General features: G+C 53.4%; 30 protein-coding genes and 1 pseudogene. 6 read left to right on the top strand and 25 right to left on the bottom strand.

Going from position 1 to position 21,937, the window contains the following annotated elements; translation table 11 throughout:
- Positions 1-4: 4 nt before the first annotated feature.
- Genes cysW through cysP form a run of 3 tightly spaced genes read right to left on the bottom strand, consistent with a single transcriptional unit; the run spans position 5 to position 2,762 of the window.
- Positions 5-835, bottom strand: a complete 831-nt coding sequence (gene cysW / locus AC0J1C_RS07165; protein WP_375193897.1) for a sulfate ABC transporter permease subunit CysW — start codon at positions 833-835, stop codon at positions 5-7.
- A gap of 1 nt (position 836) precedes the next feature.
- Positions 837-1,709 (bottom strand): sulfate ABC transporter permease subunit CysT, encoded by an 873-nt coding sequence (gene cysT / locus AC0J1C_RS07160; protein ID WP_473046216.1) that lies wholly within the window; start codon positions 1,707-1,709, stop codon positions 837-839.
- An 18-nt stretch (positions 1,710-1,727) separates the two neighbouring features.
- Positions 1,728-2,762, bottom strand: a complete 1,035-nt coding sequence (gene cysP, locus AC0J1C_RS07155) for a thiosulfate ABC transporter substrate-binding protein CysP (RefSeq protein ID WP_375193895.1) — start codon at positions 2,760-2,762, stop codon at positions 1,728-1,730.
- 416 nt (positions 2,763-3,178) lie between these two features.
- Between cysP and AC0J1C_RS07150 the strand changes: the two genes are divergently transcribed.
- Entirely contained in the window at positions 3,179-4,813 is a 1,635-nt protein-coding gene (locus tag AC0J1C_RS07150; protein ID WP_473046215.1) for a sensor domain-containing diguanylate cyclase, read from the top strand.
- Between the two features lie 5 nt (positions 4,814-4,818).
- Here AC0J1C_RS07150 and AC0J1C_RS07145 read toward each other — a convergent pair whose 3' ends face one another.
- Positions 4,819-5,220: a GFA family protein gene (locus tag AC0J1C_RS07145; RefSeq protein ID WP_473046213.1), complete on the bottom strand. Its 402-nt coding sequence runs from the start codon at positions 5,218-5,220 to the stop codon at positions 4,819-4,821.
- 417 nt (positions 5,221-5,637) lie between these two features.
- Here AC0J1C_RS07145 and AC0J1C_RS07140 point away from each other — a divergent pair, with 417 nt between their 5' ends.
- Both AC0J1C_RS07140 and AC0J1C_RS07135 read left to right on the top strand, forming a co-directional pair.
- Entirely contained in the window at positions 5,638-5,883 is a 246-nt protein-coding gene (locus AC0J1C_RS07140) for a type II toxin-antitoxin system CcdA family antitoxin (RefSeq protein ID WP_036149681.1), read from the top strand.
- On the top strand, positions 5,883-6,200 hold the full coding sequence (locus AC0J1C_RS07135) for a CcdB family protein (RefSeq protein WP_473046211.1): 318 nt from the start codon (positions 5,883-5,885) through the stop codon (positions 6,198-6,200). Before AC0J1C_RS07140 ends, AC0J1C_RS07135 begins: the two co-directional genes overlap by 1 nt.
- A gap of 59 nt (positions 6,201-6,259) precedes the next feature.
- Here AC0J1C_RS07135 and AC0J1C_RS07130 read toward each other — a convergent pair whose 3' ends face one another.
- From AC0J1C_RS07130 to AC0J1C_RS07065, 14 genes and pseudogenes are all read right to left on the bottom strand, one after another.
- Positions 6,260-6,553 (bottom strand): HigA family addiction module antitoxin, encoded by a 294-nt coding sequence (locus AC0J1C_RS07130; protein ID WP_473046210.1) that lies wholly within the window; start codon positions 6,551-6,553, stop codon positions 6,260-6,262.
- Complete coding sequence (locus AC0J1C_RS07125; RefSeq protein ID WP_473046209.1) at positions 6,553-6,831, bottom strand: type II toxin-antitoxin system RelE/ParE family toxin; 279 nt, start codon at positions 6,829-6,831, stop codon at positions 6,553-6,555. The genes AC0J1C_RS07130 and AC0J1C_RS07125 overlap by 1 nt, the downstream gene beginning before the upstream one ends.
- A gap of 118 nt (positions 6,832-6,949) precedes the next feature.
- Positions 6,950-7,213, bottom strand: coding sequence for a Txe/YoeB family addiction module toxin (locus tag AC0J1C_RS07120; RefSeq protein ID WP_473046207.1), 264 nt, complete (start codon positions 7,211-7,213; stop codon positions 6,950-6,952).
- Complete coding sequence (locus AC0J1C_RS07115) at positions 7,210-7,452, bottom strand: type II toxin-antitoxin system Phd/YefM family antitoxin (RefSeq protein WP_058092928.1); 243 nt, start codon at positions 7,450-7,452, stop codon at positions 7,210-7,212. Before AC0J1C_RS07115 ends, AC0J1C_RS07120 begins: the two co-directional genes overlap by 4 nt.
- Before the next feature lie 166 nt (positions 7,453-7,618).
- Positions 7,619-8,020, bottom strand: a complete 402-nt coding sequence (gene maoP / locus AC0J1C_RS07110) for a DUF413 domain-containing protein (protein WP_473046205.1) — start codon at positions 8,018-8,020, stop codon at positions 7,619-7,621.
- 130 nt (positions 8,021-8,150) lie between these two features.
- Positions 8,151-8,981, bottom strand: a pseudogene (locus AC0J1C_RS07105) (IS3 family transposase); the annotation flags it as partial.
- Positions 8,960-9,322, bottom strand: a complete 363-nt coding sequence (locus AC0J1C_RS07100) for a transposase (RefSeq protein ID WP_473046506.1) — start codon at positions 9,320-9,322, stop codon at positions 8,960-8,962. The pseudogene AC0J1C_RS07105 and the gene AC0J1C_RS07100, both read right to left, overlap by 22 nt.
- A gap of 86 nt (positions 9,323-9,408) precedes the next feature.
- Entirely contained in the window at positions 9,409-9,837 is a 429-nt protein-coding gene (locus tag AC0J1C_RS07095; protein ID WP_473046204.1) for a hypothetical protein, read from the bottom strand.
- Between the two features lie 39 nt (positions 9,838-9,876).
- Positions 9,877-10,290, bottom strand: a complete 414-nt coding sequence (locus AC0J1C_RS07090; RefSeq protein WP_473046202.1) for an immunity 70 family protein — start codon at positions 10,288-10,290, stop codon at positions 9,877-9,879.
- Positions 10,291-11,259: 969 nt separating this feature from the next.
- Complete coding sequence (locus tag AC0J1C_RS07085; RefSeq protein ID WP_473046200.1) at positions 11,260-11,574, bottom strand: DUF2695 domain-containing protein; 315 nt, start codon at positions 11,572-11,574, stop codon at positions 11,260-11,262.
- Positions 11,575-11,990: 416 nt separating this feature from the next.
- Positions 11,991-12,305 (bottom strand): DUF2695 domain-containing protein, encoded by a 315-nt coding sequence (locus AC0J1C_RS07080; protein WP_473046199.1) that lies wholly within the window; start codon positions 12,303-12,305, stop codon positions 11,991-11,993.
- 90 nt (positions 12,306-12,395) lie between these two features.
- Positions 12,396-12,683 carry a hypothetical protein gene (locus tag AC0J1C_RS07075; RefSeq protein ID WP_473046198.1) on the bottom strand — a complete coding sequence of 96 codons (288 nt, stop codon included), beginning with the start codon at positions 12,681-12,683 and terminating at the stop codon, positions 12,396-12,398.
- A gap of 77 nt (positions 12,684-12,760) precedes the next feature.
- A complete protein-coding gene (locus tag AC0J1C_RS07070) occupies positions 12,761-13,177 on the bottom strand; it encodes an FxsA family protein (protein WP_473046196.1) in 417 nt (138 codons plus the stop codon).
- Between the two features lie 81 nt (positions 13,178-13,258).
- Complete coding sequence (locus tag AC0J1C_RS07065; RefSeq protein WP_473046195.1) at positions 13,259-13,615, bottom strand: hypothetical protein; 357 nt, start codon at positions 13,613-13,615, stop codon at positions 13,259-13,261.
- A gap of 114 nt (positions 13,616-13,729) precedes the next feature.
- Between AC0J1C_RS07065 and AC0J1C_RS07060 the strand changes: the two genes are divergently transcribed.
- On the top strand, positions 13,730-14,869 hold the full coding sequence (locus AC0J1C_RS07060) for an IS110 family RNA-guided transposase (protein WP_473043714.1): 1,140 nt from the start codon (positions 13,730-13,732) through the stop codon (positions 14,867-14,869).
- A gap of 851 nt (positions 14,870-15,720) precedes the next feature.
- On the opposite strand, the gene AC0J1C_RS07055 is transcribed toward AC0J1C_RS07060, so the two are convergent.
- The 5 genes from AC0J1C_RS07055 to AC0J1C_RS07035 form a co-directional block, all read right to left on the bottom strand.
- Positions 15,721-16,236, bottom strand: a complete 516-nt coding sequence (locus AC0J1C_RS07055; RefSeq protein WP_374843174.1) for an ankyrin repeat domain-containing protein — start codon at positions 16,234-16,236, stop codon at positions 15,721-15,723.
- A 463-nt stretch (positions 16,237-16,699) separates the two neighbouring features.
- Positions 16,700-17,284 (bottom strand): hypothetical protein, encoded by a 585-nt coding sequence (locus AC0J1C_RS07050; protein ID WP_473046194.1) that lies wholly within the window; start codon positions 17,282-17,284, stop codon positions 16,700-16,702.
- A gap of 452 nt (positions 17,285-17,736) precedes the next feature.
- Positions 17,737-18,243 carry a DUF2199 domain-containing protein gene (locus AC0J1C_RS07045; protein ID WP_473046193.1) on the bottom strand — a complete coding sequence of 169 codons (507 nt, stop codon included), beginning with the start codon at positions 18,241-18,243 and terminating at the stop codon, positions 17,737-17,739.
- A 93-nt stretch (positions 18,244-18,336) separates the two neighbouring features.
- Positions 18,337-18,969 carry a hypothetical protein gene (locus tag AC0J1C_RS07040; protein WP_473046192.1) on the bottom strand — a complete coding sequence of 211 codons (633 nt, stop codon included), beginning with the start codon at positions 18,967-18,969 and terminating at the stop codon, positions 18,337-18,339.
- A gap of 85 nt (positions 18,970-19,054) precedes the next feature.
- Entirely contained in the window at positions 19,055-19,525 is a 471-nt protein-coding gene (locus AC0J1C_RS07035) for a hypothetical protein (RefSeq protein ID WP_473046191.1), read from the bottom strand.
- Between the two features lie 361 nt (positions 19,526-19,886).
- Here AC0J1C_RS07035 and AC0J1C_RS07030 point away from each other — a divergent pair, with 361 nt between their 5' ends.
- On the top strand, positions 19,887-20,432 hold the full coding sequence (locus AC0J1C_RS07030; protein ID WP_473046190.1) for a phage integrase N-terminal SAM-like domain-containing protein: 546 nt from the start codon (positions 19,887-19,889) through the stop codon (positions 20,430-20,432).
- On the opposite strand, the gene AC0J1C_RS07025 is transcribed toward AC0J1C_RS07030, so the two are convergent.
- Complete coding sequence (locus AC0J1C_RS07025; protein WP_473046189.1) at positions 20,429-20,704, bottom strand: YrhK family protein; 276 nt, start codon at positions 20,702-20,704, stop codon at positions 20,429-20,431. The two genes, AC0J1C_RS07030 and AC0J1C_RS07025, sit on opposite strands and share 4 nt — an antisense overlap.
- Before the next feature lie 62 nt (positions 20,705-20,766).
- The gene (locus tag AC0J1C_RS07020; RefSeq protein ID WP_473046188.1) at positions 20,767-21,114 is read right to left on the bottom strand and encodes a 4a-hydroxytetrahydrobiopterin dehydratase; all 348 of its coding nucleotides are present in this window, start codon (positions 21,112-21,114) and stop codon (positions 20,767-20,769) included.
- A 127-nt stretch (positions 21,115-21,241) separates the two neighbouring features.
- Between AC0J1C_RS07020 and imuA the strand changes: the two genes are divergently transcribed.
- On the top strand, positions 21,242-21,934 hold the full coding sequence (gene imuA / locus AC0J1C_RS07015; protein WP_473046187.1) for a translesion DNA synthesis-associated protein ImuA: 693 nt from the start codon (positions 21,242-21,244) through the stop codon (positions 21,932-21,934).
- Positions 21,935-21,937 lie beyond the last annotated feature (3 nt).

Below are 21,937 nucleotides of genomic sequence, written 5' to 3'. Positions count from 1 at the left end.
ACCCTTAATTACGACTCTGACGCCACTCAATGATGGCCTTCACGACAAGCGTAAGCAGCGCAATGCCCGCCAGCAGGGACGATGCGGCAAAGGCCCCGACAATGTTGTAATCCTGATACAGCAGCTCTACCTGCAGCGGCAGGGTATTGGTTTCGCCGCGGATATTACCGGACACCACGGATACCGCGCCAAATTCCCCCACCGCCCGGGCGTTGGTGAGAATCACGCCGTACAGGAGTGCCCAGCGGATATTGGGCAAAGTCACCCGGCGGAACAGCTGCCAGCCAGAGGCGCCAAGCACCACGCCGGCTTCCTCCTCTTCCCGACCGTGCTGCTGCATCAGCGGAATCAGTTCCCGGGCGACGAACGGACAGGTGACAAACACCGTTACCATCACAATACCCGGCCAGGAGAACATCAGCTGGATATCGTGCTCACCCAGCCACTGCCCGATCCAGCCGTTGCTGCCATAGAGCAACAGGTACAACAGACCGGCCACGACTGGCGATACCGCGAACGGAATATCAATCAGCGTTGCCAGCAGTTTTCGCCCGGGAAACGTGAAACGGGTAACCAGCCAGGCCAGGAAAACCCCGAACACCAGGTTCAGTGGCACAGTCAGCAGGGCCACCAGAAGGGTCAGGCCGATCGCATGCAGGGTGTACTCGCTCAGGATGTTGCTGATATAGCCGCCCCACCCGTCTGCGAAGGCCTGCACGAAAATCAGCACCAGGGGCATGAACAGAAGCAGCACGGTCATGCCAACTGCCAGGCCAATCAGGGTGCGGCGCACCAGCGGTGTATCGCCCACACGGCGATGTTTGCGGGTTGCCATATCAGCCTCCGTGCAGGCGCTTGAGATAACGCCCCTGCCAGACATTGATCGCCAGCAGCAACAGCAGCGACACCGTCATCACCACAGCTGCAATGGCACTGGCCGCCGGGAAATCGTATTCCTCAAGGCGCACAAAAATCATCAGGCTGATCACTTCACTGACGTACGGGGAATTACCGGCAATAAAGATAACGGCCCCGTATTCGCCCAGGCTGCGGGCAAACGACAGGGCGCCACCGGTGACAACCGCGGGCCAGAGCATGGGAAACAGGATTTTCCGGAACACCGTCAGATCCGAGGCACCGAGGCTCATGGCCGCCTCTTCGTCTTCCGGCGCCAGCTCCTCGAGCACCGGCTGAACGGTGCGCACAACAAACGGAACACTGGTAAAGGCCATGGCCACCACAATCCCCACAGGCGTGAAGGCTATCTCAACACCCAGTTCGGCCAGGTACTGGCCATACCAGCCGCTTTCGGCGAACAGGGTTGCCAGAGTGATGCCCGCAACCGCCGTTGGCAATGCAAACGGCAGGTCCATGATGGCGTCGAGCAGGCGTTTACCGGGAAACTCGTACCGCACCAGCACCCAGGCCAGCAGCAGACCGAACACACAGTTGAACAGCGATGCCGCCAGCGCTGCCAGGGCCGTAACCTTATACGAGGCGACCACCCGGGGATCGGTGATGACGAACCAGAATTCTTCCCAGCCCATGCCCGCTGCCCGAATAAACAGGCCGCTGATGGGGAGCAAAAGAACCAGACTGATAAAGAAAAGCGAAATGCCGAGGCTCAGTCCGAACCCCGGCAGCACGCGCTTGGTGGCAGAAGCGCTCAGCCTTTTCGCCGGGCGCTCTGCAGTGTCAGTGGTAGCCATGGATCAGTTGCGCATCCCTTAGCGGCGACGTTGCAACTGGTCCAGTTTTCCACCGCTGGCAAAGTGGGTTTCCATCGCGTTCTCCCAGCTGCCCGCAATGTCCTGGATCGGCATCAGCTTCAGTTCTGGGAACTTCTCGGCCACTTCCTTCTTAACCGTCTCGTTGTGAACCCGATAGTTGAAGCTGGCCAGCAGGCGCTGCGCCTCTTCAGAGTACAGGTGCTTGAGATAGGCCTGAGCAACGTCTTCCGTGCCCTTCTTTTCGATGTTCTTGTCAATCCAGGTAACCGGGAACTCGGCCAGGAAGCTTACCTTCGGAACCACCACCTGGAAATTCTTGTCCGGGTTCAGTTCCGGAATGTTGTTCACCTCAGACTCGAACGTCAGCAGTACGTCACCCAGGCCACGCTCAACAAAGGTGGTGGTGGCGCCACGGCCGCCGGAGTCGAATACCTTTACCTGGCCCAGCAGGTCACTAAGGAAGGCGTCAATTTTTTCCTGATCGTCGCCAAACCGGTCCTGGGCATAGCCCAGAGCGGCCAGATAGGTGTAACGGCCGTTACCGGACGTCTTCGGGTTCGGCATGATGAGCTCAACATCTTCGCGCACCAGGTCGTCCCAGTTCTGGATGTTCTTGGGGTTACCCTCACGCACCAGGAACGCCATGGTGGAATAGTACGGAGAACTGTTGTTGGGCAGGCGTGACGCCCAGTCCTCAGGAATCAGGTTGCCACGCTCGGCCAGGATGTTGACGTCTGTTACCTGGTTATAGGTCACCACATCGGCGTCCAGGCCTTGCAGAATGGCGCGCGCCTGCTTCGAAGAGCCAGCGTGGGACTGCTGGATGTTGACCGATTGACCCGTCTTCTCTTTCCAGTACTCCTGGAACAGAACGTTGTATTCCGCGAACAACTCACGGGCGATGTCGTAGGAAGAGTTGAGCAGCTCACGCTCCTGGGCAGTGGCCGGGCCCGACAGCGAGAACGCCAACGCCAGCGCGCTGAACCACAGCCCCTTGCGCGCCTTGGAACCGGAAAAACTTGAATTTGGCATACTGGGCATAGCTCCCTGTTGACAAAGAATCTTAATATGCACTTAGAGAATAAGGGTCGTGCTTGGTTAGAACGCAAAGATAAGGTACGAGATTAGTAAGAACAATGCCCGCACTAGATGATTTAAGACTGCCCTGGAAACTTTTGGTTATAACTGCTGAGCGCCTGCACAAAGGAACAGAATGACAAGCCCATCACAGGAGCAACTTGCGCCTAACAGCTACACTTATAAAACAACAGCGAGGGAAAGCGGGCATTTTCAGGCACCAAGGGATCGTTCCATTAACAGCAGACGGGACATCAGCTATCAGAACCCTGAACACGCTCAAAGTTCGACTAGTACTGTCTTTCGGCCTCCTGATCCTGGCTGCCACGGCCGTTGGCACCTGGCTGACCAGCGATCTGGCGGTGAACGCTTTGCGCAAATCCACCGGACAGAACCTGCAGGAAGTATCCGTTCAGCTCCGGGATAAAATCGAGCTGGATCTTCACGAGCGATACAGCGACCTGGCCGTAGCGGCGGCGTTATCAAACCAGCAACTCCTGAAACGGCAAACCGGCGATATCACGGTTCTTCTCAATGCACTCGCGGCAAACTTCTCGAGTTACGCCTGGATAGGCCTTACGTCCCCAGAAGGTAAGGTTCTGGCCAGTACCGGCAATCTCCTGAAAGGCATGGATGTCAGTCATCGCCCCTGGTTTCAGGAAGCACGTGACGGCCCCTATCTAGGTGACGTGCACGAGGCATTGTTGCTTGAAGAAAAACTCAACAACGAGTCCGGCGCGCCCCTGCGCTTTGTGGATGTGGCTGTGCCGCTTCAGGACGTCGACGGAAACTTCAACGGCGTACTGGGCGCCCATCTTTACCTGGATTGGGTCGCCAGTATCGGGCAATCCCTGCTCTCTCCCCTGCAGGACCGCTTGCGGGCAGAACTGTTACTGGCCGACAAGAATGGTGTGGTGATGATCGGCCCCGAGGGAAGCGTCGGGCAAAAACTGAATGAGCGACTCCTGCAGGCAGCCAACTCCGACATTCCCGGATACGTTACCCTGCCCATGGACATGGCGGGTGAAGACGGCACCGAACCCTACCTCGTGGGATACAGCCGTCTGCGCGACCGTGAGGAGTACGCCACCTTCAATTGGCTGGTCCTTGTACGAAAACCCGCCACCGAAGCGTTTCAGCCCGCGCAGGCACTGCGCAACACGCTGATCTACGGCGGCGCACTGCTGGCCCTGATGCTGATTGCCTTTGCGGTTTTCACCGCCCGGCGCACGACACGCCCCCTGCTACAGATGGCACGTGAGGCCAACCGCATCGACTTCAACAACCCCGCCACCCTGATTCAGCTTCGCGACGACTATGAGGAAGTTCGGGTACTTTCATCCGTGTTGCGGGACCTGCTTCACCGGCTGGCCCGGAAAACCCAACAGATGAACGATCTGAATGCCAGCCTGGAACACCGGGTATCCGAGCGCACCCGGGCACTGGAAGAGGCCAATCGGCGCCTGGAGGAAACCGTGCGCACTGACGCCCTGACCGGGCTGAACAATCGCCGCTACTTCTTCGAACTGGGCCGCACTGCCCTGAAAAAAGCCATCCGCGCCGGCAAACCCGTGTCTGCCATTATGTTCGACGCCGACATGTTCAAGAAAATCAACGACACCTATGGCCACGCCGTGGGTGACAAGGCGCTGATTCACCTCAGCGTTATGTCCCAGGAAGCCCTGCGCGACACCGACATACTGGCTCGTCTCGGCGGCGAGGAGTTCGCGGTATTGCTGGAGAACACGGAAGAGAGCATCGCTGGTGACGTGGCCGAACGCCTGAGAAGCACCATCAACAGCAATCCCCTGGCCCTGGAAAGAGGAGAACTGACGGTCAGTGTCAGCGCGGGCGTTGCGTGCCTGTACCCGGAGGGCGGCGATGACCTGGACGGCCTGCTGGCGCAGGCGGATAAGGCGCTGTATGCGGCCAAATCAGGCGGACGTAACCGGGTGGCTCTCTATTCGCAGCTGGACGGCCATTCGGCCTCGCCGGGTTTGAGGTGACTGGCCTACTCTGGCAACGCCCTGAACTCTGGCACGTCACCCATCGCCCCCTCCCAAACCGCCCTGCTTGAGGTGAAGATGTGGGCCGTTGGCGACACAGCAACTTCAGTGTCCAGACACCCCGCAGGAACAACAAGCAGGCTTTTGGATTGGGCTCCTGGCAGTGCTGAACCACACAATCTGCAAAAGCTTTTGCTGTGGCGAGTGCCAGGAAGCGTAAAGGAAGTCACAGCATCAGAACCCGCCTGCCAGCTCAGTGTCGCCGATTGCGAAAACAAGTTTGCCGCGTACGCAGATCCCGTACCTTTCTGGCAATACTTACAATGGCACAGGTAAAAGCTGCTGAAGTCCCCATAAATCTCAAACCGCACTGTACCACACAGGCAAGAACCGACATGCTTGGACATAGGTTTTCCTTCCATCAAGCCCGCTATTAGCCCGATTTTCGAGGGCTCACGGTTCTATGGTTCAGACTTGAGCACTTCCGCCCTATCCCTCTTGTATTCCTCATAGGACTTAGTGGAACGTTCGATGCACTCTTCATACTGAGCGGGCGGCACACCAACACATTCTTGTCGGGCGTTCCTCTGCATATTGTCATACACAGCTTTGCTGCTACATCCAGCCACCGAAACACCCATCAACAGTAAATACAAAATCTTGCTCACGGCTCATCATCCATGTGGTGCGTAACGCCTGGGCTTTGCGGCATGACTGAGCGCCAGCGTAGGCACTTCCGACAACAGTCAAAGGTTAGATGCTTGTATGCGCATATCAATGCGCATAAGATCAACTTAATATTCGACATCTTCTGGGAGGCCCTCATGGCCGAACTCTACAACTCAGCCGCCCCCAAAAAAGCAGCGAACCTCTCAATCAACAGTGATCTTCTGCGTAAAACTCGGGAATTGAACATTAACTTATCTGCCACCCTTGAACGAGCTCTGAAAGAAGAGCTTTCGAAACGCGAAGCCGCTCAATGGGTTGAAGATAATCGCGCTGCGATAAAAAGCTACAACGATTTCGTCGAACAACATGGATGCTTCGGCGACGAATTCAGAGAGTTCTGATGGCACAGTTCGATGTGTACCCCAACCCGAGCAAAATCAGCAAGGCTCACTATCCTTACCTGGTGGATATTCAAAGCAGCCTTCTGCGCGATTTGGCAACTCGCATTGTTATCCCTTTGGGCAAACGTTCTGCCTTCGGTGGCGAAGCCATGCAAGGGCTCACTCCCGAAATCAGCTTTGCCGACGAGGAGCTGTTGCTGTTAACTCCGCAAATTTCCTCCGTGCCTGAAAAACATCTCAAGAGCCCTATTGGCTCTCTCTCACATTTCAGAGACCAGATTGTTGGAGCTTTGGACCTGGCTATCACCGGTATTTAACGCCCGGCTTTGCGGCGTGCCGGAGCGCCAGCGCGGGCACGTCCGACAACAGCCATTGGTTAAGCTGCATCGAAGTCCAGGGGATGAATTTCATCAAGATTGACCGTATTGCGGGCCACCCACAGATCGTAGATATCCTGCATCGCCAACCAACTCTCAGGAGAACGTCCGAGAACCTTGGATAACCGAAGCGACATTTCCGGGCTAATGCCACTATCTCCTTTGAGCAGCCGAGACAAAGTGGAGGGAGAGACCCCCAGACTGGAAGCAAGCTGACGGGAACTGATGCCAAAAGGCTCTAGGTAAACTTCCCGAATGAATTCACCAGGATGCGGCGGATTATGCATAGACATTAGTGATAATCCTCATAATCAAGAATGTAGGCGTTGCCGTCCTGAAACTCGAACGTCATGCGCCAATTTCCGTTAACACGAATCGACCACCGCCCTTTATCTCTACCCTTCAATGGATAAAGCCGGAAACCCGGTATATCCATATCTTCCACCGAAGTGGCCGTGTCCAGAGCAGCCAGCTGCATTCGCAGCTTCTTGGCGTGGCCAGGCTGTATGCCAGACGTGTTGCCAGTCGAGTAGAACCGTTTCAGTCCTTTGTGACGGAATGATTTAATCATGAGGGAATGCTAGCATGTTGCGCATCACGCAACAACCAAGCTTAACGCCAAGCTTTGCGGCAATTTTGGAACCGCGAAGCGGTGGAAAAATTGTCCGACAACAGCGGCTGGTTATGCATTACTCGTAGTGGCTCCAGAGCCTGAGAACTTTCACCATCCGCTCGTCTTCCAGCACTTGGTAAACCAGACGATGCTGAATATTGATGCGGCGCGAATACGCCCCCGCAAGGTCACCAATGAGCTTCTCAAACGGAGGCGGCTTGCAGTATGGATCTTCCGCTATCAGCGCTAACAGTTCCTGGGCTTTCGGTTTGAGGCCACTGGAGGCCAACTTCTTTGCATCTTTCTGGGCTTGCTTGGTGTACACCAACTTCCATGTCACCAGTCCAGCTCCTCATCGCATTCATCCACGGGGGTATCCATCCCCTCACGAATGGACTCTCGCATACCAGGTACGGAGAGCAGGTAAAGTGTTTCCTGAATTGCAGACCAGTCTTCCTCGGATACCAGAACGGCTTTGTTCCGCTTACCCATAATGACGATTGGCTGGTGGGACTCGGCAGTTTCATCAATCAACCGATAAAGGTTGCTGCGCGCCTCAGTTGCTGTGATTCCGGTCATGACGCACCTCTTGCGTGTTTAACTTTTAATCAAGTGTACGTTTTTGGGTACGTACGTCAAGACGAACGAATTGCATAACGCCAGCCAGCATGCGCGGCTACGGAATGGAGGCAAAGCCGCAATGTAGTAGACGTCGCCGTGCCTGGCCTTGTTAAAATCTCTTGGGTCACTTGGAATAATGCCCCTCTACTGTAATTTGTACCGGCGTGCAGCCAACACGTCCGGCACCATGGCAGCCATAGCAGGTTTCCCTTTCCCCAGTTTTCGGGTTGTCGTAATACCCGACACCGGCGCATACCTCGCAAGGACAGCCATTTGCTGAGAGCCTTTTATACTTCAGCCATGTTTGCTCCAGCAATGTACTTGGTTCTGCCTTTCCAGTAACCACATCCAACAAATGTTGGTGCTCGGCATTGATGGGATTGAGAACACCTTGCTCTAAAGCCCTAACCCAACAACCATTCAGCTCCAGCTCCATATTTTCCTGATGGCTAAATTGTCGCTCGAGCCATGCGGGTAACAGAAAATCTATCTCTCGATATTTTTTGTGTTGTTTTTCATCGTTCATGGTGTCACCAGGGCATACCCCGTTTTAACGCCGCCATAAACGGCTGCCGAAGCAGCGCGAAGGCAGTCCGGTGGAGGCCACGTCTTTTGTGGCCGTAATGGACTTCCCCCAATAAATTGGACACGCTCCATCAGTTAGTTCCCTCGAACTCTATCGGAGTCCGGTAGCCAAGGCTGCTGTGCAGCCGTTCGGTATTATAAAAGCGCTCAATATAGTGCTTTATATGGTGTCTTAATTGGCGAAGCGTGACAAAGCTGGTTGCGTGCAGCAGTTCTCCTTTCAGGCTTTTGAAGAAGGACTCCACCTCGGCATTGTCCGTGCAGTAACCCGGTCGGCTCATGCTGTGAACAATTTGGTGACGAGCAAGCATGTCACGCATTTTAAGAGCCCTGAATTCGGTCCCCCGGTCGGTATGCAGTAACAGACCAGGTGGCGGTGAGCGGTCCGTCAGGGCTTGTTTAAGAGCGCCGCTGGATAGCTCGCCGTTCAGATTGGCCTCCAGTTTCCAGCCCACGATACGACGCGAGAACAGGTCGAGTACTACCGCCAGAAACACGTTCCTCCGACCCATTTTGATGTAGGTAACGTCGCTGCTCCATTGCTGGTTTAGGGTAACTGGCTTCTCAGTGGCCAGACGGTAGTTTGGCCATGCCCGCAGGAGGGCCCGCCGGGTGAGCAAACGCCGATAGATTCGGTAGGTCCTAGCCTTCATGCCCCATTCCCGCATCAAGCGGGCCACACGGTTTTCTCCCACTCGCACACCTTGGTTTTTCAGGGCTTGGTAAACCTTTGGGCTGCCATAGCGGCCTTCACTATCACGAAAGATCCTGCGTATTTTCAGCAGCAGATCGGCATTCTCCATCGCTCGCTTGCCAGGCTTTCGGTTGGCCCATGCGTAGTACCCAGAGCGCGAAATGTTCAAGTGGCGGCACAGAGCTTTTACGCCGTGTTCTCGTCGATGCTGCCAGACGAATCGGAACGCTTCCGTCGTTCCTCGGCCTGAAAACGTTGAAACTTTTTTAGGATGTCGTTTTCCTCCTGAAGCTCCGAAATACGGCGTTTCAGGCGAGCAATCTCATCCTGCTCTTGGATCTTCTTCTTGGCATCAGCCGGCGCTTTCTTGACCCGTTTCATGGCGAATTTTCCTTCTCGGTATTCCTTTCGCCAGCGTGACAGCATGAAGGGGTGGATATCCAGCGCTTCGGCAACGCTTTTGACACTGCGGTGGGCTTGGTGACTCCATTCCACTGCTTTGACTTTGAACTCAGCGGTGTACTGCTGAGTTTTCTTCCCAGTGAGCATTTTCGGCATCATAGTTCTCCTGTTTCGGAGTTATCGATGCGTGTCCATTAGACTGGGGGAAATGCATAACGAATTTGATGGCCTTGTTATGTGCGACCAGACTCATACGCGTCGGTTAATTCCTGAGCTTGCCAGTCAGTGAGGCTGTAGATTAGAGAACCCCGATACTGGTCAAAAGAAGCTCTATCAAACCACTCACCCAAATAAGGCCAACACCTCTTGTTGCGGCCGATGTTCTCTAAGATTCCGCAGTAGACAGCTTGCTGAATTTGGGAGCTTTTGTCACCGAGTACGCCGCTCGTACAGTAATTCAGAAAGCCAATCACTTTCTGCTGAAACTCGGAGTCTCCTCGCTCCACGGCTTTGAAAAACCAAAACTCGATTTCAATCCAAAGCTCCGATGGGGACTCAACGGCTAACAAATCCGTCTCAATATCAGGGAAAACTTTGATTGCCGCTTGCTTCCAATTTTCCATGGCTACCAGCACACATAACGCCTTGGCTTTGCGGCGCAACGGAGCGCCAGCGTAGGTGCGTCCGACAACAGCCACTTGTTAGCAATGGACAATGGCGGCTGACCTGTTATGCCTGACAGCTTCATCCAGTGCCTCTTTCAGAGTTTCAATGAGATCACGCCCTGTGGACGTTACAAAATAGTTGGCCAATGACGTGATGTCCGGTGAGATGTCCGAACCCCATGGAGGTTGCTTTGAGGGATCTTCGATATCCCAAACCACGCTCTTCGGGGAGAATTCTGCCAACTCTTCTTTAACTTGCTCTAATTCGGCTAGAGCTTTTGCAGCGAGCCCTGCTTCTAGCTCACCTTGATATAGATTGGTGAGGAGAACAGGAAAACGACTCCCCCACCGCTTTTCGAGGTTGGAGCTCACCGTGCTGAAAAAGGCATGAAAAAAGTCCGGGGTGCCAATTTCGTCTGTGATACTCCCAACTTTAATGCCCACAGCCATACTTGATCCTTTGTGGTGCTAACGCCAGCGCACAACGGCGCCCTTGTAATGGAGGCGCAGCCGCAATGTAAAGCGCGTCCGGCGGCCAACGGCCGCGTATTGATGCGCATTGTTATGCATTATTGGCACTCGTTGACTTAGTAAAGAAAACAAGAGGCAAAAATGCGAAGGCAACAAGAGTCCACGTGTAAAGATAGATAGAGCCTATTCCGTGTACGAAAATCAGTGCAAAGGCCGCCTTGGTCCAACGACCGCTCAAGAATAGAGCTGAACAGAAGAGACATATTGCGACAGATGCCAAAAGAAATATGAAAAACCAGCCAGACTCTGACGGACTCACCGAGGAAATAAAAGCGATCTTAGCTGCCTCAAAGGAGGAGACACTTTCAGGCTTTACTCCAAACAGAAATATCCACCAAATGTAGATAAAACTCCCTGCGGCGATAAGGCTGAACACCCCTGCACCCTTGTTTCTCATACATACCTCAAACTGCATAACGCCGCGCTCAGGGGCGGCTTGCTTTGGGCGCATTTTGCGCAAAAATGGGAGCGAAGCGACCTGCGCAAAAGGTGCACAAAGTAAGCCGTCCCCTGCAGCGCCTGGTTATGGCTGGCCGCGTTGCGGACTCGCTTACTGGCACGCTGCCAGCCACGGCTTGGCTGGCCACTGCCCGAATAAAACGAGGAAAGAATACCGTACTTCCCTCGACCTGTTTTTATCTTATTGGCACTCCACGATACTGCAGCGGAGTGCGCCCTCCACTGAACCCAAGCGAACGCTCTAGGAACGAAACTGCTTGAATGTGGCCTGGCAAAAAGCCAAATACTGGATGCCAAAACTGTGCGCAAAACTTGCAGCGATACAAATAATATTTTTACCGACCGGCACCATAACGCCAGCCATAAGCGGCGGCCCGACAGGGCCGTCCGGTGGAGGGCCGAAGGCCCGGAACAACCTTCATGGCCTTGTTATGTGTTTTTGGCGATTTCACTTTCCCAGCCCTCTTCAACATTTGCGAGTATTTCGCAATCACAGGAGCCGCCTTGTTCCGAAAGCCAGGGCAAAATTTCATCTGTGTTGAGATTCAAGCATACGAGAAATGAAGAGGTGATTCTCGGGGTATGGTCGCAGCCTTGTATCCCTAGCTGGACATCTGAGTGGTCGAAGAGCCTACCAAGATCTTTCAGCGAAAGCGGCATTTCTTCGATAGCCTTCTTCGTATCTTCGGCCACCATTGCCTCGACTAAAGCTGCTCGTCGCCTTTTTTCGTGCTTAGATGTCACGGTATCTCCTACACATAACGCCCGCCATAAACGGCCGAGTGAAACGAGGTCCGGCGACCGAAGGGAGCGTATTTGATGGCTTGGTTATGCATTCAGATTTACCTGTGCTCCCAGTGGCTTCTTAAGAAAGTCTCTTTGTACTCTTCTTCTGCGTGGCCGGGACAACCTTTCTCAAGTTCTTGAAATAGTTCTGTGAGGTCTTCCATAGGCCTCGATCTTAGGCCAGGTACATGATCCCACTTCCCTTCGTGCATTTCGGCAACCAACTCATCGGCGGCCTCTCTTAGCTTTACCCGAGCTTGATGCTTCTTTTTAGTCATGAAATTCACATTGATGCATAACGCCAGCCATAAGCGGCGGCCCGACAGGGCCGTCCGGTGGAGGGCCGAAGGCCCGCAACAACCTTCATGGCCTTGTTATGTGTTATTGGCGATTTCACTTTCCCACCCTTCTTCAACATTTGCGAGTATTTCGCAATCACAGGAGCCGTCTTGCTCCGAAAGCCAGGGCAAAATTTCATCTGTGTTGAGGTTCAAGCTTAAGAGAAATGAAGAAGTGATTTTCGGGGTATGGTCGCAGCCTTGTATCCCTAGCTGGACATCTAAATGGTCGAAGAGCCTGCCAAGATCTTTCAGCGAAATCGGCATTTCTTCGATAGCCTTTTTCGTATCTTCGGCCACCATTGCCTCGACTAAAGCTGCTCGTCGCCTTTTTTCCTGCTTAGATGTCACGGTATCTCCTACACATAACGCTTGCAGCATGCGCGCCCACGGAATGGAGCCGAAGGCGCAATGTAGTGGGCGTCGCCGTGCCTGCACTGGTTATGTGTTTTTGGCATCACGGTACTGTCGGTGAAATTCGCTAACTCTGATGGCCATCTCTGGGATTTGGCTGGCAAGAGTATTTCCCCATGCGCTGAGCAACGTTGATTCCCTTATGTTCTTCGGAACACCTGTGCCATTTATCAGGTCCAGAGCTTCGGCCCTTACAGTAGCTGCCTCATAGCCAAGAATGTCATGAGCATCCGATCGCACATTGTACGATTTGGAGAGATCTTCCAAATCTTGGGCAAGCCCAATTCCTGTTTTCGACAAGGCATCTACATCCATGACCTACCTTCCCTACACATAACGCTGAACGCACCGGCGGCCATTTATGGCCGTCCGAGTGCCGTGACTTGTTATGGCTAGTTCCGTACACGAGACATAGCCTTGTATTTCTGGCGCTTGATTAGCCACGACGACACGCCCGGCAACACCATGAATATACCGATCAGGTCACCAATGAGGCCAGGGATAGCAATTAGAACCAATGCTGGTACGTAAAGCCCAATGAACAACATGGGGCTGAGCTCTTCAACTTCCTCAGGTGTGGGTTTGTACTCTGGCTCTTTTGCCTTTTCTCTGAGCCCTCCTTCCAGACCTCTCATTGCCTTCATCGCGGCTGTGAATTCCGAGGATTTCAAATATAAGAGTACAGCCCCTATCGCAGTGGTAACGATATAGAGCAAAACAAGGTTTCGTGTGCCAAGCACTGAGTGGACTTGTCCGATGGTAGCGACCTCAGCAACACCCAGAACTATCAACGCCAGAATCCACTTCATACTTTTTCGCCATAACGCCAAGCACAGCGGCGGCCCGTCAGGGACGTCCGGCGGCCATCGGCCGCGTACTGCTGCGAATTGTTATAGGTTTTCCCGATACTGTGCATGACGTTCCTTGATTTTCGGTACGGCCTGGGTCAAACCAAGTTCTTCGATAAGTGGCCATATATCTCTAAGAAAACACCTAGCTTCTGGTAGAGGCAAAGAAAACATTCTTTCGGGCATCCAGTCATCATTCATGGACCACTCGATTTCATCAGCGATTCCACGATAAAGCTCCTTCACTGGTTCATCCAGTTGGTTTAGCTCAGCATTTGCACCTGAATATTCGTGTAGTTCTCTAATGTGCGCAGAGCCAGGAGCATTCTCGTTCTCCCATCGATCTGATCGAGCCGCCTCCCTGATGATTGAGACAATTGCGTCCTGAGCCTTACTCATGCCTTACCTAGACATTATGACTCCCCACTAAGGGGGCTGCCCCCACCTCGTGGGTTAGCCTCAGCCAGAGCCATAATTTACGTGTTCACATGCGTAAAATCGGGGGGCAGCACCATGAAAAAACATAGCACAGTGTTCATTGGCCTGGATACGCACAAAGACTCCATCTCCGTGGCCTACGCCACAGATTCTCGAACGGAACCGGTCACTTACCTCGGTGCTATCGGCACCCAGCACTACGCCATCCGAAAGATGGTTCGACAGTTCCAATCCCGACACCCTGGATGCCAGCTTCAGTTTGTCTATGAAGCCGGTCCCTGTGGCTACTGGCTCTATCGTCTGCTTTCAAGCTGGGACTATCCTTGCTTTGTCGTCGCACCATCACTGATTCCGAAGAAACCCGGCCAGCAGGTCAAAACCGATAAACGCGACTGCATGCAGCTCGCTCAGTTGCTGCGTAACGGTGACATCGATCCTATCTACGTGCCAGAACCGGAAGACGAGGCCATTCGCGATCTGTCACGGGCCCGGGAAACCGCCATGTGGGATCTCAAGAATGCCAAGAGCCAACTCAAGGCATTCCTGTTGAGGCACGATATCCGATACGCGGGTACGGCCAACTGGTCGGCGGCACACATCCGATGGCTCTCGGAACTGGTCATGCCAACACCAGCACAGAACACCGTGTTCCGGGAGATGCTCTACACCATCGTCGAACGCCACAAGCGTCTCGAACGGCTCGACAACGAACTCACCTATCAGGTGCGTCGATGGCGATTCTACCCACTGGTCAAAGCAGTCCAGGCACTACGGGGTGTTCAGTTGCTGGTCGCTACCAGCGTTGTCGCTGAACTGGGGGATCTCCAGCGCTTCGACAACCCCAGAAAACTGATGGCCTATGTCGGACTGACACCCAGTGAACGATCCAGCGGTAACCGGCGACGAATTGGGCCGCTCACCTGTGCTGGAAACAAACGAGCAAGGCGCATGCTCATTGAAGCGGCTCATGCCTATCGATACCCGGCCAAAACCTCCCGGATACTGCAGCAACGGCAAGAGGATCTACCAAAGGCCATCGTAGAAAAGGCCTGGGATGCCCAGGTTCGGCTCTGCCGACGCTATCGATCGCTGATGCAGCGAGGTAAACATCGAAACGTCGTGGTGGCCGCTATTGCCAGAGAACTGGTCGGTCACATCTGGGCCATTGCCCGGGAAGTCGTGATCGTCAAACCCGATCCAAGGTTGATGCTATGACAACGATTATGGGACAGGACAGGCGCTTCAGGCCGCGGAGTGTGAAGCAACCCTCGACGCGCGTTAGGAAGCCTGGCTGAAGCCTCAGACCAGACGCTCGTTCCTAGACGGAGGACCGGCTTCACGACGGAAAAGTAAGGTGGTGAGAACCCACGGATATCAGCATGAGAACCGTCGACGATTACTGGCCTCAACGTCTGTCCTGACCCGCCCTATATCAGCGGGAACCTAGCTCTGAAAAACGGGCCTGGACTGGTACGTGCTTCTTGACGTGGGGAGTCATATCAACGCTGAAAATAAGCGGCGCCCGACTAGGGCGTCCGGTGGAGGCCGTAGGCCGGAACGTACTTAATTGACTTGTTACTTGTTGCCAGCGATTTCCTCCAAGGCCCTTCTAATGCGGGAGTGATCGCTTTTCACGAGCGCGTAACCCCCAAAAGTTAGTAGGCCACAGGCGACATAGCCAAATAACGAGAAGCCCTGAGCAAACATTATTGCAACGCCCAGAGCGCCAAAAGCTATTCCAACGCCAGTGGCCAAACTTACATCGCTGAATTTCCCAACGATGCAGGCTTTACCGTCGACTTCCTGAACAAAACCATCGAATCTCCCTCTCCCAGGGAAATGGAAGGGACCTGCCCTCCGAATCAACCGGATTCGTGATCCCTCTACGCGACCATCAATCTCTTTAGGTCTCGAGTACCAAGTTTCATACTCGACGAAACTTGCAGCTCTCGCGAGAACTGTGTCCTTTGAAAAATCAGAATCGCAGCGATAGTTCATACAAGTAACGCCAGTGGTAATGGGCGGCAACGGAGCGCAGCGTAGTTGGCGTCCCGTTGACCACCTTGTTATGAGTGGAACAAACTACCGACATATTGCCGAAATTCCCCACTGTTTGACGGCGTGTCAGCGAATTCCAAAGCTCCCATATTGCCCCCAATTTCAGTAGCGGTTGCATGTATGTCGCAACCTCTCGAGACAAGCAGCCGTGTTAACTCGGCGACGCCTCGCGTGCAGGATTTGAGAAAGGGCGTTTTATCCCAATCACCTCTTCCCTCGATGTTGGCACCTTGTTCCAGCAATAGCTCGACAAGCTGAACAGCTTTCTTTGGGTCTTGGTTGGCGCCATCAATTGTTGAGAGCAGGGGAGTAAATCCAGTGCTGCCTTTTGAATTCACATCCGCTCCGGCCCTAATCAATTCACGTGCTAAATCCAGGTCTAGCGCCCGGCACACAGGCTCGAGGACAAATAGACCATCGTTATCCGGCTGACCGGGATCAAAACCATGAGCCAGCAGCTCATCAATTGAGACGTATTCACTGCTCTCAATTAGCTCATCGTAAGCTTTGAACATCTGCACCACTCAGAACTCATAACGCTTTTGTTTAGCGGCGGCCCGTCAGGGCCGTCCGGTGGAGGCCGTAGGCCGGAACAAACTACAACAACTTGTTAAATGGAGTTAGCAATCACCACCACCGCTGAGATCGCCACCAGCCAGAAAAGTTGAGCCCGTGCTTGGATTAGGCGCTGCTGAGGTATTTGCCTGCAGATCTTTGGCTAGCTTTTGTTTCGATCTCAGAATCTCATTCTTCTCTTCTGGAGTGAACCGTTGCTCAGCTTCCAAGCTTGCACCGCAATACATGCAGGTGTCGGTAACAGTCTTCTGAATTTTACGATCACAATTGGGGCAGTTACCTTTCAAATGCATGCTCCCGAAAACATTTAACGCTTTTGTTCAGCGGCGACCTTTTCGGAGCGAAGCGGAGAAAAGGGCGTCCGGTGGAGGGCCTTCAGGCCCGGAACGAACTGGAACTATTGGTTAGGACTTACCCGCTACAACCACCAAATTTTTGCCAAGCTTCCCCGGCAATTATGTCCGATACATCTCGGGCAATTTCCAAGAATTTGGCTGCCTCGTATTCTGAAATGCTTGCACTTAGCTCATGAACAGCTTTGTTTCGTAGAAGGCGCAACTCATTAATGATCCGCATATCGTTGTCGGAAAGAACACCTGCGGTTACGAGCGCCTTTATCGCTGATGAAGCAGTTACCCTCGCTCCCTCCGGCATTAGCTTAAAGTGCGTGGCGGTGGATACTGCTGAGGATTCGAGACCCAGCCATGCTTCGATGACGGCATTTCTTGGCGAGGATTCCCGAACCTGCTGCAAGTAATAGTCTAAATCTGCAACTACCGATTCGTCAGAAGGAGGAAGCGTAGTTTTTGACCGCGCGTCCCGAGCTTCTTCCCGGAGTTTGTCCAAATCTCTTTCAAACTCCAACTCCAGATCCTTGTACTTCAAGCGCTGCAACATTGGAATCAAGTCAGCGATGGGCCTCCGTAAGACGAACAGAGCGATGAGGGCCACTCCAGGCCAAGCTAAGGCTTCAATAATTCTGACTAGATGTTCCATATCGTCCTAACGCAAAGCGCAGAGGCGCCCTTGTAATGGAGGCGCAGCCGCAATGAAAAGGGCGTCCTGCGGCCTTCGGCCGCGTACTGACGCGACTGGTTAGCTGGGGGTAATTGCGATGCCTGTTCCCTGGCTAACAACATGACGGCCCACTGCGCTGCCTTGGCACCGGAAACTGCCGATGCACGTTGATGAAATCACCGCCTATGAAGCGGTGAACGAACCTGAACTTCAGACTAGCAGATCACAACCGAGTTAGCGGCGGATTGCCCCACACGGCGAACACCGGTGTTGCTGAAAATGACGGTGATCGATTTGGCTGCGATTATGACGCCGGTTTGAAACCAATGGGCACACAGCCAACAAAAAACTACGCCAAACCAAACAGATAACGCCAGTGGTAATGGGCGGCTACGGAGCGCAGCGTAGTAGGCGTCCCGTTGACCACATTGTTATGCGATTTTCTTGCCATGCACCCTGTTCGCATATATTTCCGAAACCCTCTTAACGGAAATGCCCTGTTGCTGCTCAAGGGCCAAAGGATGATCGGTAGGCTCAAGTTCAATGTATGGCCGAACTCCATCATCCCTGATGTGTACTTTGGTTTTGAGGTTCAGAGTTTCAGGATAGATATTTATTGAAGCAGAGAACCAACCGAAATACGGACCAAATTTCGACCGTTCTTTCACTTCCAGTAAGTCCTGAAACTCAAAAAAGTTGTCCTCACTTAGTGACACCCACACTCCCCAGATGAATGGATCGTCGTGGCCTATTACGGGTATTTCCAAGCAACCTCTGACGAAAAACCATTTATCGTCAATTACACAGAGATCGCTGGTTAAAAATACACGCTCTGGTCTCTCCGCCTCAGGGACGTCCAAGTAGTGGATGGGATAATCCCAACCGAAAGTGGGAATGCCCTCGACGATTTCGTCACAACAGGCACACTGAAATTTCATCCGACACTCCCTGCATAACGCCAGCCATAAGCGGCGCCCTGACAAGGGCGTCCGGTGGAGGGCCATCGGCCCGGAACAACCTTAATGGCCTTGTTAGGCATGCATTAATTCCAAATACAACTCTGACGCTTTAGCACTCGGCATCCCGCTTATCCTTAGGCCCTGAAGAATATGCCGCTCGCTTTTAAACGCATCGGAAACATTCGTGAATAGGCCCATCCGCACTAATTCCTCGCACATCCAGGTGACATTTGCGTTCAGTGTGCGAACTCCAAAATAGCTGTTTACCTGATACATGTGGAATATTTCTGAACTCATGCGCAACCAAATGAGCAACCGTTGATCTTTAATGCGATCAAGTTGCTCGGCTACTTTGCTGGCTGAAAAAGTGAATACAGGAGCTACCACCTTTAAAACGTGGTAGCTCAGATCAATGAGATGCTCACAACCCTCAATCACCTCGCAGGAACCGCGCTCGCAATACAGAAGTTGTCTCTTGGAGCCAGCAACTTCGACCCTGTGCCAATCTTCGACGTATTCACCGAATACGGGCCAGGACGACGTCTTATATGGCAGTTTTCTGGCTAAACGACGCAGTTCACGCTCATAAGCGATAGATGTATCAGCAGAAATTAAATCCGTGAAGTCAGTGAATGGAAGGTGACCTCTCGGTACGGGCTCCTCCGCCGGACGCAGAGATAGCAACTGAGTTTCATACGCTTTCATATCTATGCCTAACGCCAGCCAGCATGCGCGGCTTTGTAGTGGAGGCGAAGCCGCAACGAAAAAGGCGTCGCCGTGCCTGGCCTTGTTACGAGAGCGGCTTCCATAAATGCTCTCTCAGTCTGACCTTACTTTCCATAAGCCCTGCTTCGAGAGACTCCGCCTGATCCACCAACCGCTCTAGCTCTGAAAATTCAATTACTTCATCTTCTTTTTTTTCTGAAGCAATAGCTTCAATGAAGTTATCTTCTTCGCTGAAAAGGCATAGCACTAAAGGGTTGTGAGCGACAGCATTACGTTTTTCGGCAAGCTTTCGAGCTTTCTTAAGATTAGCGATGAATGCTTCAATTTGTTCGGCCGGTGCATCCTGCTCTCTAGCAAGGTCAACTACCAAATCGACTCTCTGTGCAAATCTCATATTCATTACATGGCAGTAGACCGAAGGCTTGAGCCACTCTTTTAAGCAGCGCAAGGTAAGGCTTTCCATTGCAGCGAAGGCGATCAAAAATCGACCAACCAACGTCGCCCACTTGTGATCAAGGTCTACGATCTTTGCCATGGTATTCCTTGCTCGTAACAGCTAATTATACGAACGCGTTCGTATATCACCCGTTCGTAAAACTCCATTCAAAAGCGCCCAAAGAAAAAGACTTTCTTTAACAAAAACAGTCCCTTTGAGCACCAACCACCACAGCTACCGTCGGAGTTATACGCCCTTTTCCGAGCTACTCCTACTTCGCCGTGGGCGTATAACTCCATCCTTCTTTCTGCAACTTTTCAACCCTATCAGATAGTTAGCAAAATTTCTCAAGCAATTTCAGGAGTTTTGCGAACGCGTTCGTATAACTCCGCCAACACCAGCCTCTTGACTTCAACGCAAACCGATATACTGTATAAAAAAACAGTGGATGAGGATGGATATGGATATTCCTACCCCGATACCTGCGCAACCAACCCGTTTTTTAGACAAAGTTCGAGGTTTTATTCGCCTGCGGGGCATGGCGTATAGAACAGAGAAAACCTACCTGTTCTGGATCAAACGGTTCATCCGCTTCCATAGTCTCCAACATCCTGAAGCCATGGGTTCGGCAGAAGTCGAGGCATTTCTGTCTCACCTGGTTTTACAGGCAAACGCCAGTGCCTCTACCCAAAGAGTCGCTCTAAACGCATTGGTATTTTTATACCGCGAATTCCTCGGCCAACCCCTGGACGACCTGAAATTCGAACATTCCAGAAAGCCGGTGAAGCTGCCAACAGTGTTCAGTAAGGAAGAAGCCAGCTCTGTTATTCGCAACCTGAGCGGAGATTACCGGTTGGTTGCCATGCTCCTGTACGGATCCGGCCTGCGTATTAATGAAGCGCTGCGTCTACGAGTGAAAGATGTTGATTTTGATATTCAACAATTGATTGTTCGAGGCGGCAAAGGCGGCTTTGGTGTTCGAAGCCCGGTCGACGAAGCCTTCTAACTCTCCCAGTTACTGGCAGGAATTCGTTTTACGTGAATGTGGCTGATCAGGCGGATGGTCGGGCGGATCAGGAACTGGAAGCTGCCGATGATGAAAAGCCAGATGGCGGCTTTCTCGTAGGCCGGGAACAGGAACAGAACACTGCCCACCAGAAACCAGATGGCGATGAAGAAGTCGTTGATGATGCTGATCATCTCGTAACGGCGGCGGATGATCAGCTCTTCGTGGCCAAATTTCAGGGTGAGCGGGTTGTCGGTACGGTCTTCAACCATTCTTTGGATGATCTCCGGTGCGGTGGGAACACGGCGAAAAGCGGGTTCCGCCGTGGTGGGAGTTATTGCAGTTCGTTGAAAGCAGCGTCGGTCCGGGCCGCCAGGATAAAGTCGTTCTTGTGCAGGCCACCGATTTCGTGGCTCCACCAGCTCACGGCAACTTTGCCATACTCCAGTACGATCACCGGGTGATGGTTTTCGGCTTCAGCCAGGTCGCCGATTTTGTTGGTGAACTCCAGAGCCTTCACAAAGTTCTTGAGTTTGTAGACTTTGTGAAGCTGCTCTTCCTTGTCTATTTCCAGGATTTCCCAGTCTGGCACGTCTTTGTGCAGTTGCTGTTTTTCTTCCTCCGTGGCCTTGGGTGCGTTCGGGCTGCAGGCTTCGCAGCTGTGTTCTTTCAGGGCACTCATGTCAACCTCCTGGTTGATGGCTGTACTACAAGCGTGGGTCGCACCTCCGGGTTTATCAACCCTTCTCTTGAAATCCCGCCGCTTTCCGAATACTGTATATTTAAACAGTATTTCGAGAGATCACACCATGAGCGAGCTTCTGAACACGCTGATGCAGGATGCCCGTGTCTGGCAGGGGCACCGTCACACCCAGACCACACAGCCTGCGGCGCCCACCGGGTATCAGGTTCTGGATAACCAGCTTGGTGGGCTGGGCTGGCCCCGCGGTGCCCTGAGCGAGTGCCTTCTGGACGCGCCGGGTATTGGCGAGCTGCACCTGTTGCTGCCGCTGATGCAGAGGGTATGCGACGAGGGCCAAACCGTGTTCTGGCTGAACCCGCCCCACACGCCCTATGCCCCCGCCCTGGCCAGGGAAGGTGTGAATCTGGATCAGGTGGTTCTGATTCATACCGAAGACGACGGGGATTTTCTGTGGACACTGGAGAACTGCCTGCGCTCGCCGGTTACCGGCCTGGTGATGGCCTGGCCGGGCAAGCTGGCCGCCCGGGAGGTACGGCGCCTGCAACTGGCGGCTGAAGCCGGCAGCAACGTGTGCGTGCTGTTCCGGGAACGGCATTACGCCGGGCAGAACTCCCCGGCCGCCCTGCGCCTGGAGCTGGAGCCCGATGAGCAGCAGGCACTCAAGGTGAATGTGCTCAAGCGCCGGGGCAGCTGGCCCGGGCAGCGTTGCTCACTGGCAATGGCGCACCGGGCAGATCTTGCCTTCCGGGACGCCACCCGGGTTGTTCGCGGCCCCTGGTCGGGTTCAGCCGGGCAATAACGC

It is taken from the genome of Marinobacter sp. E2 (genome assembly GCF_055755345.1).
Note: the sequence above shows the minus strand (reverse complement) of the source record. Positions and strands in the feature narration are given on the sequence as shown.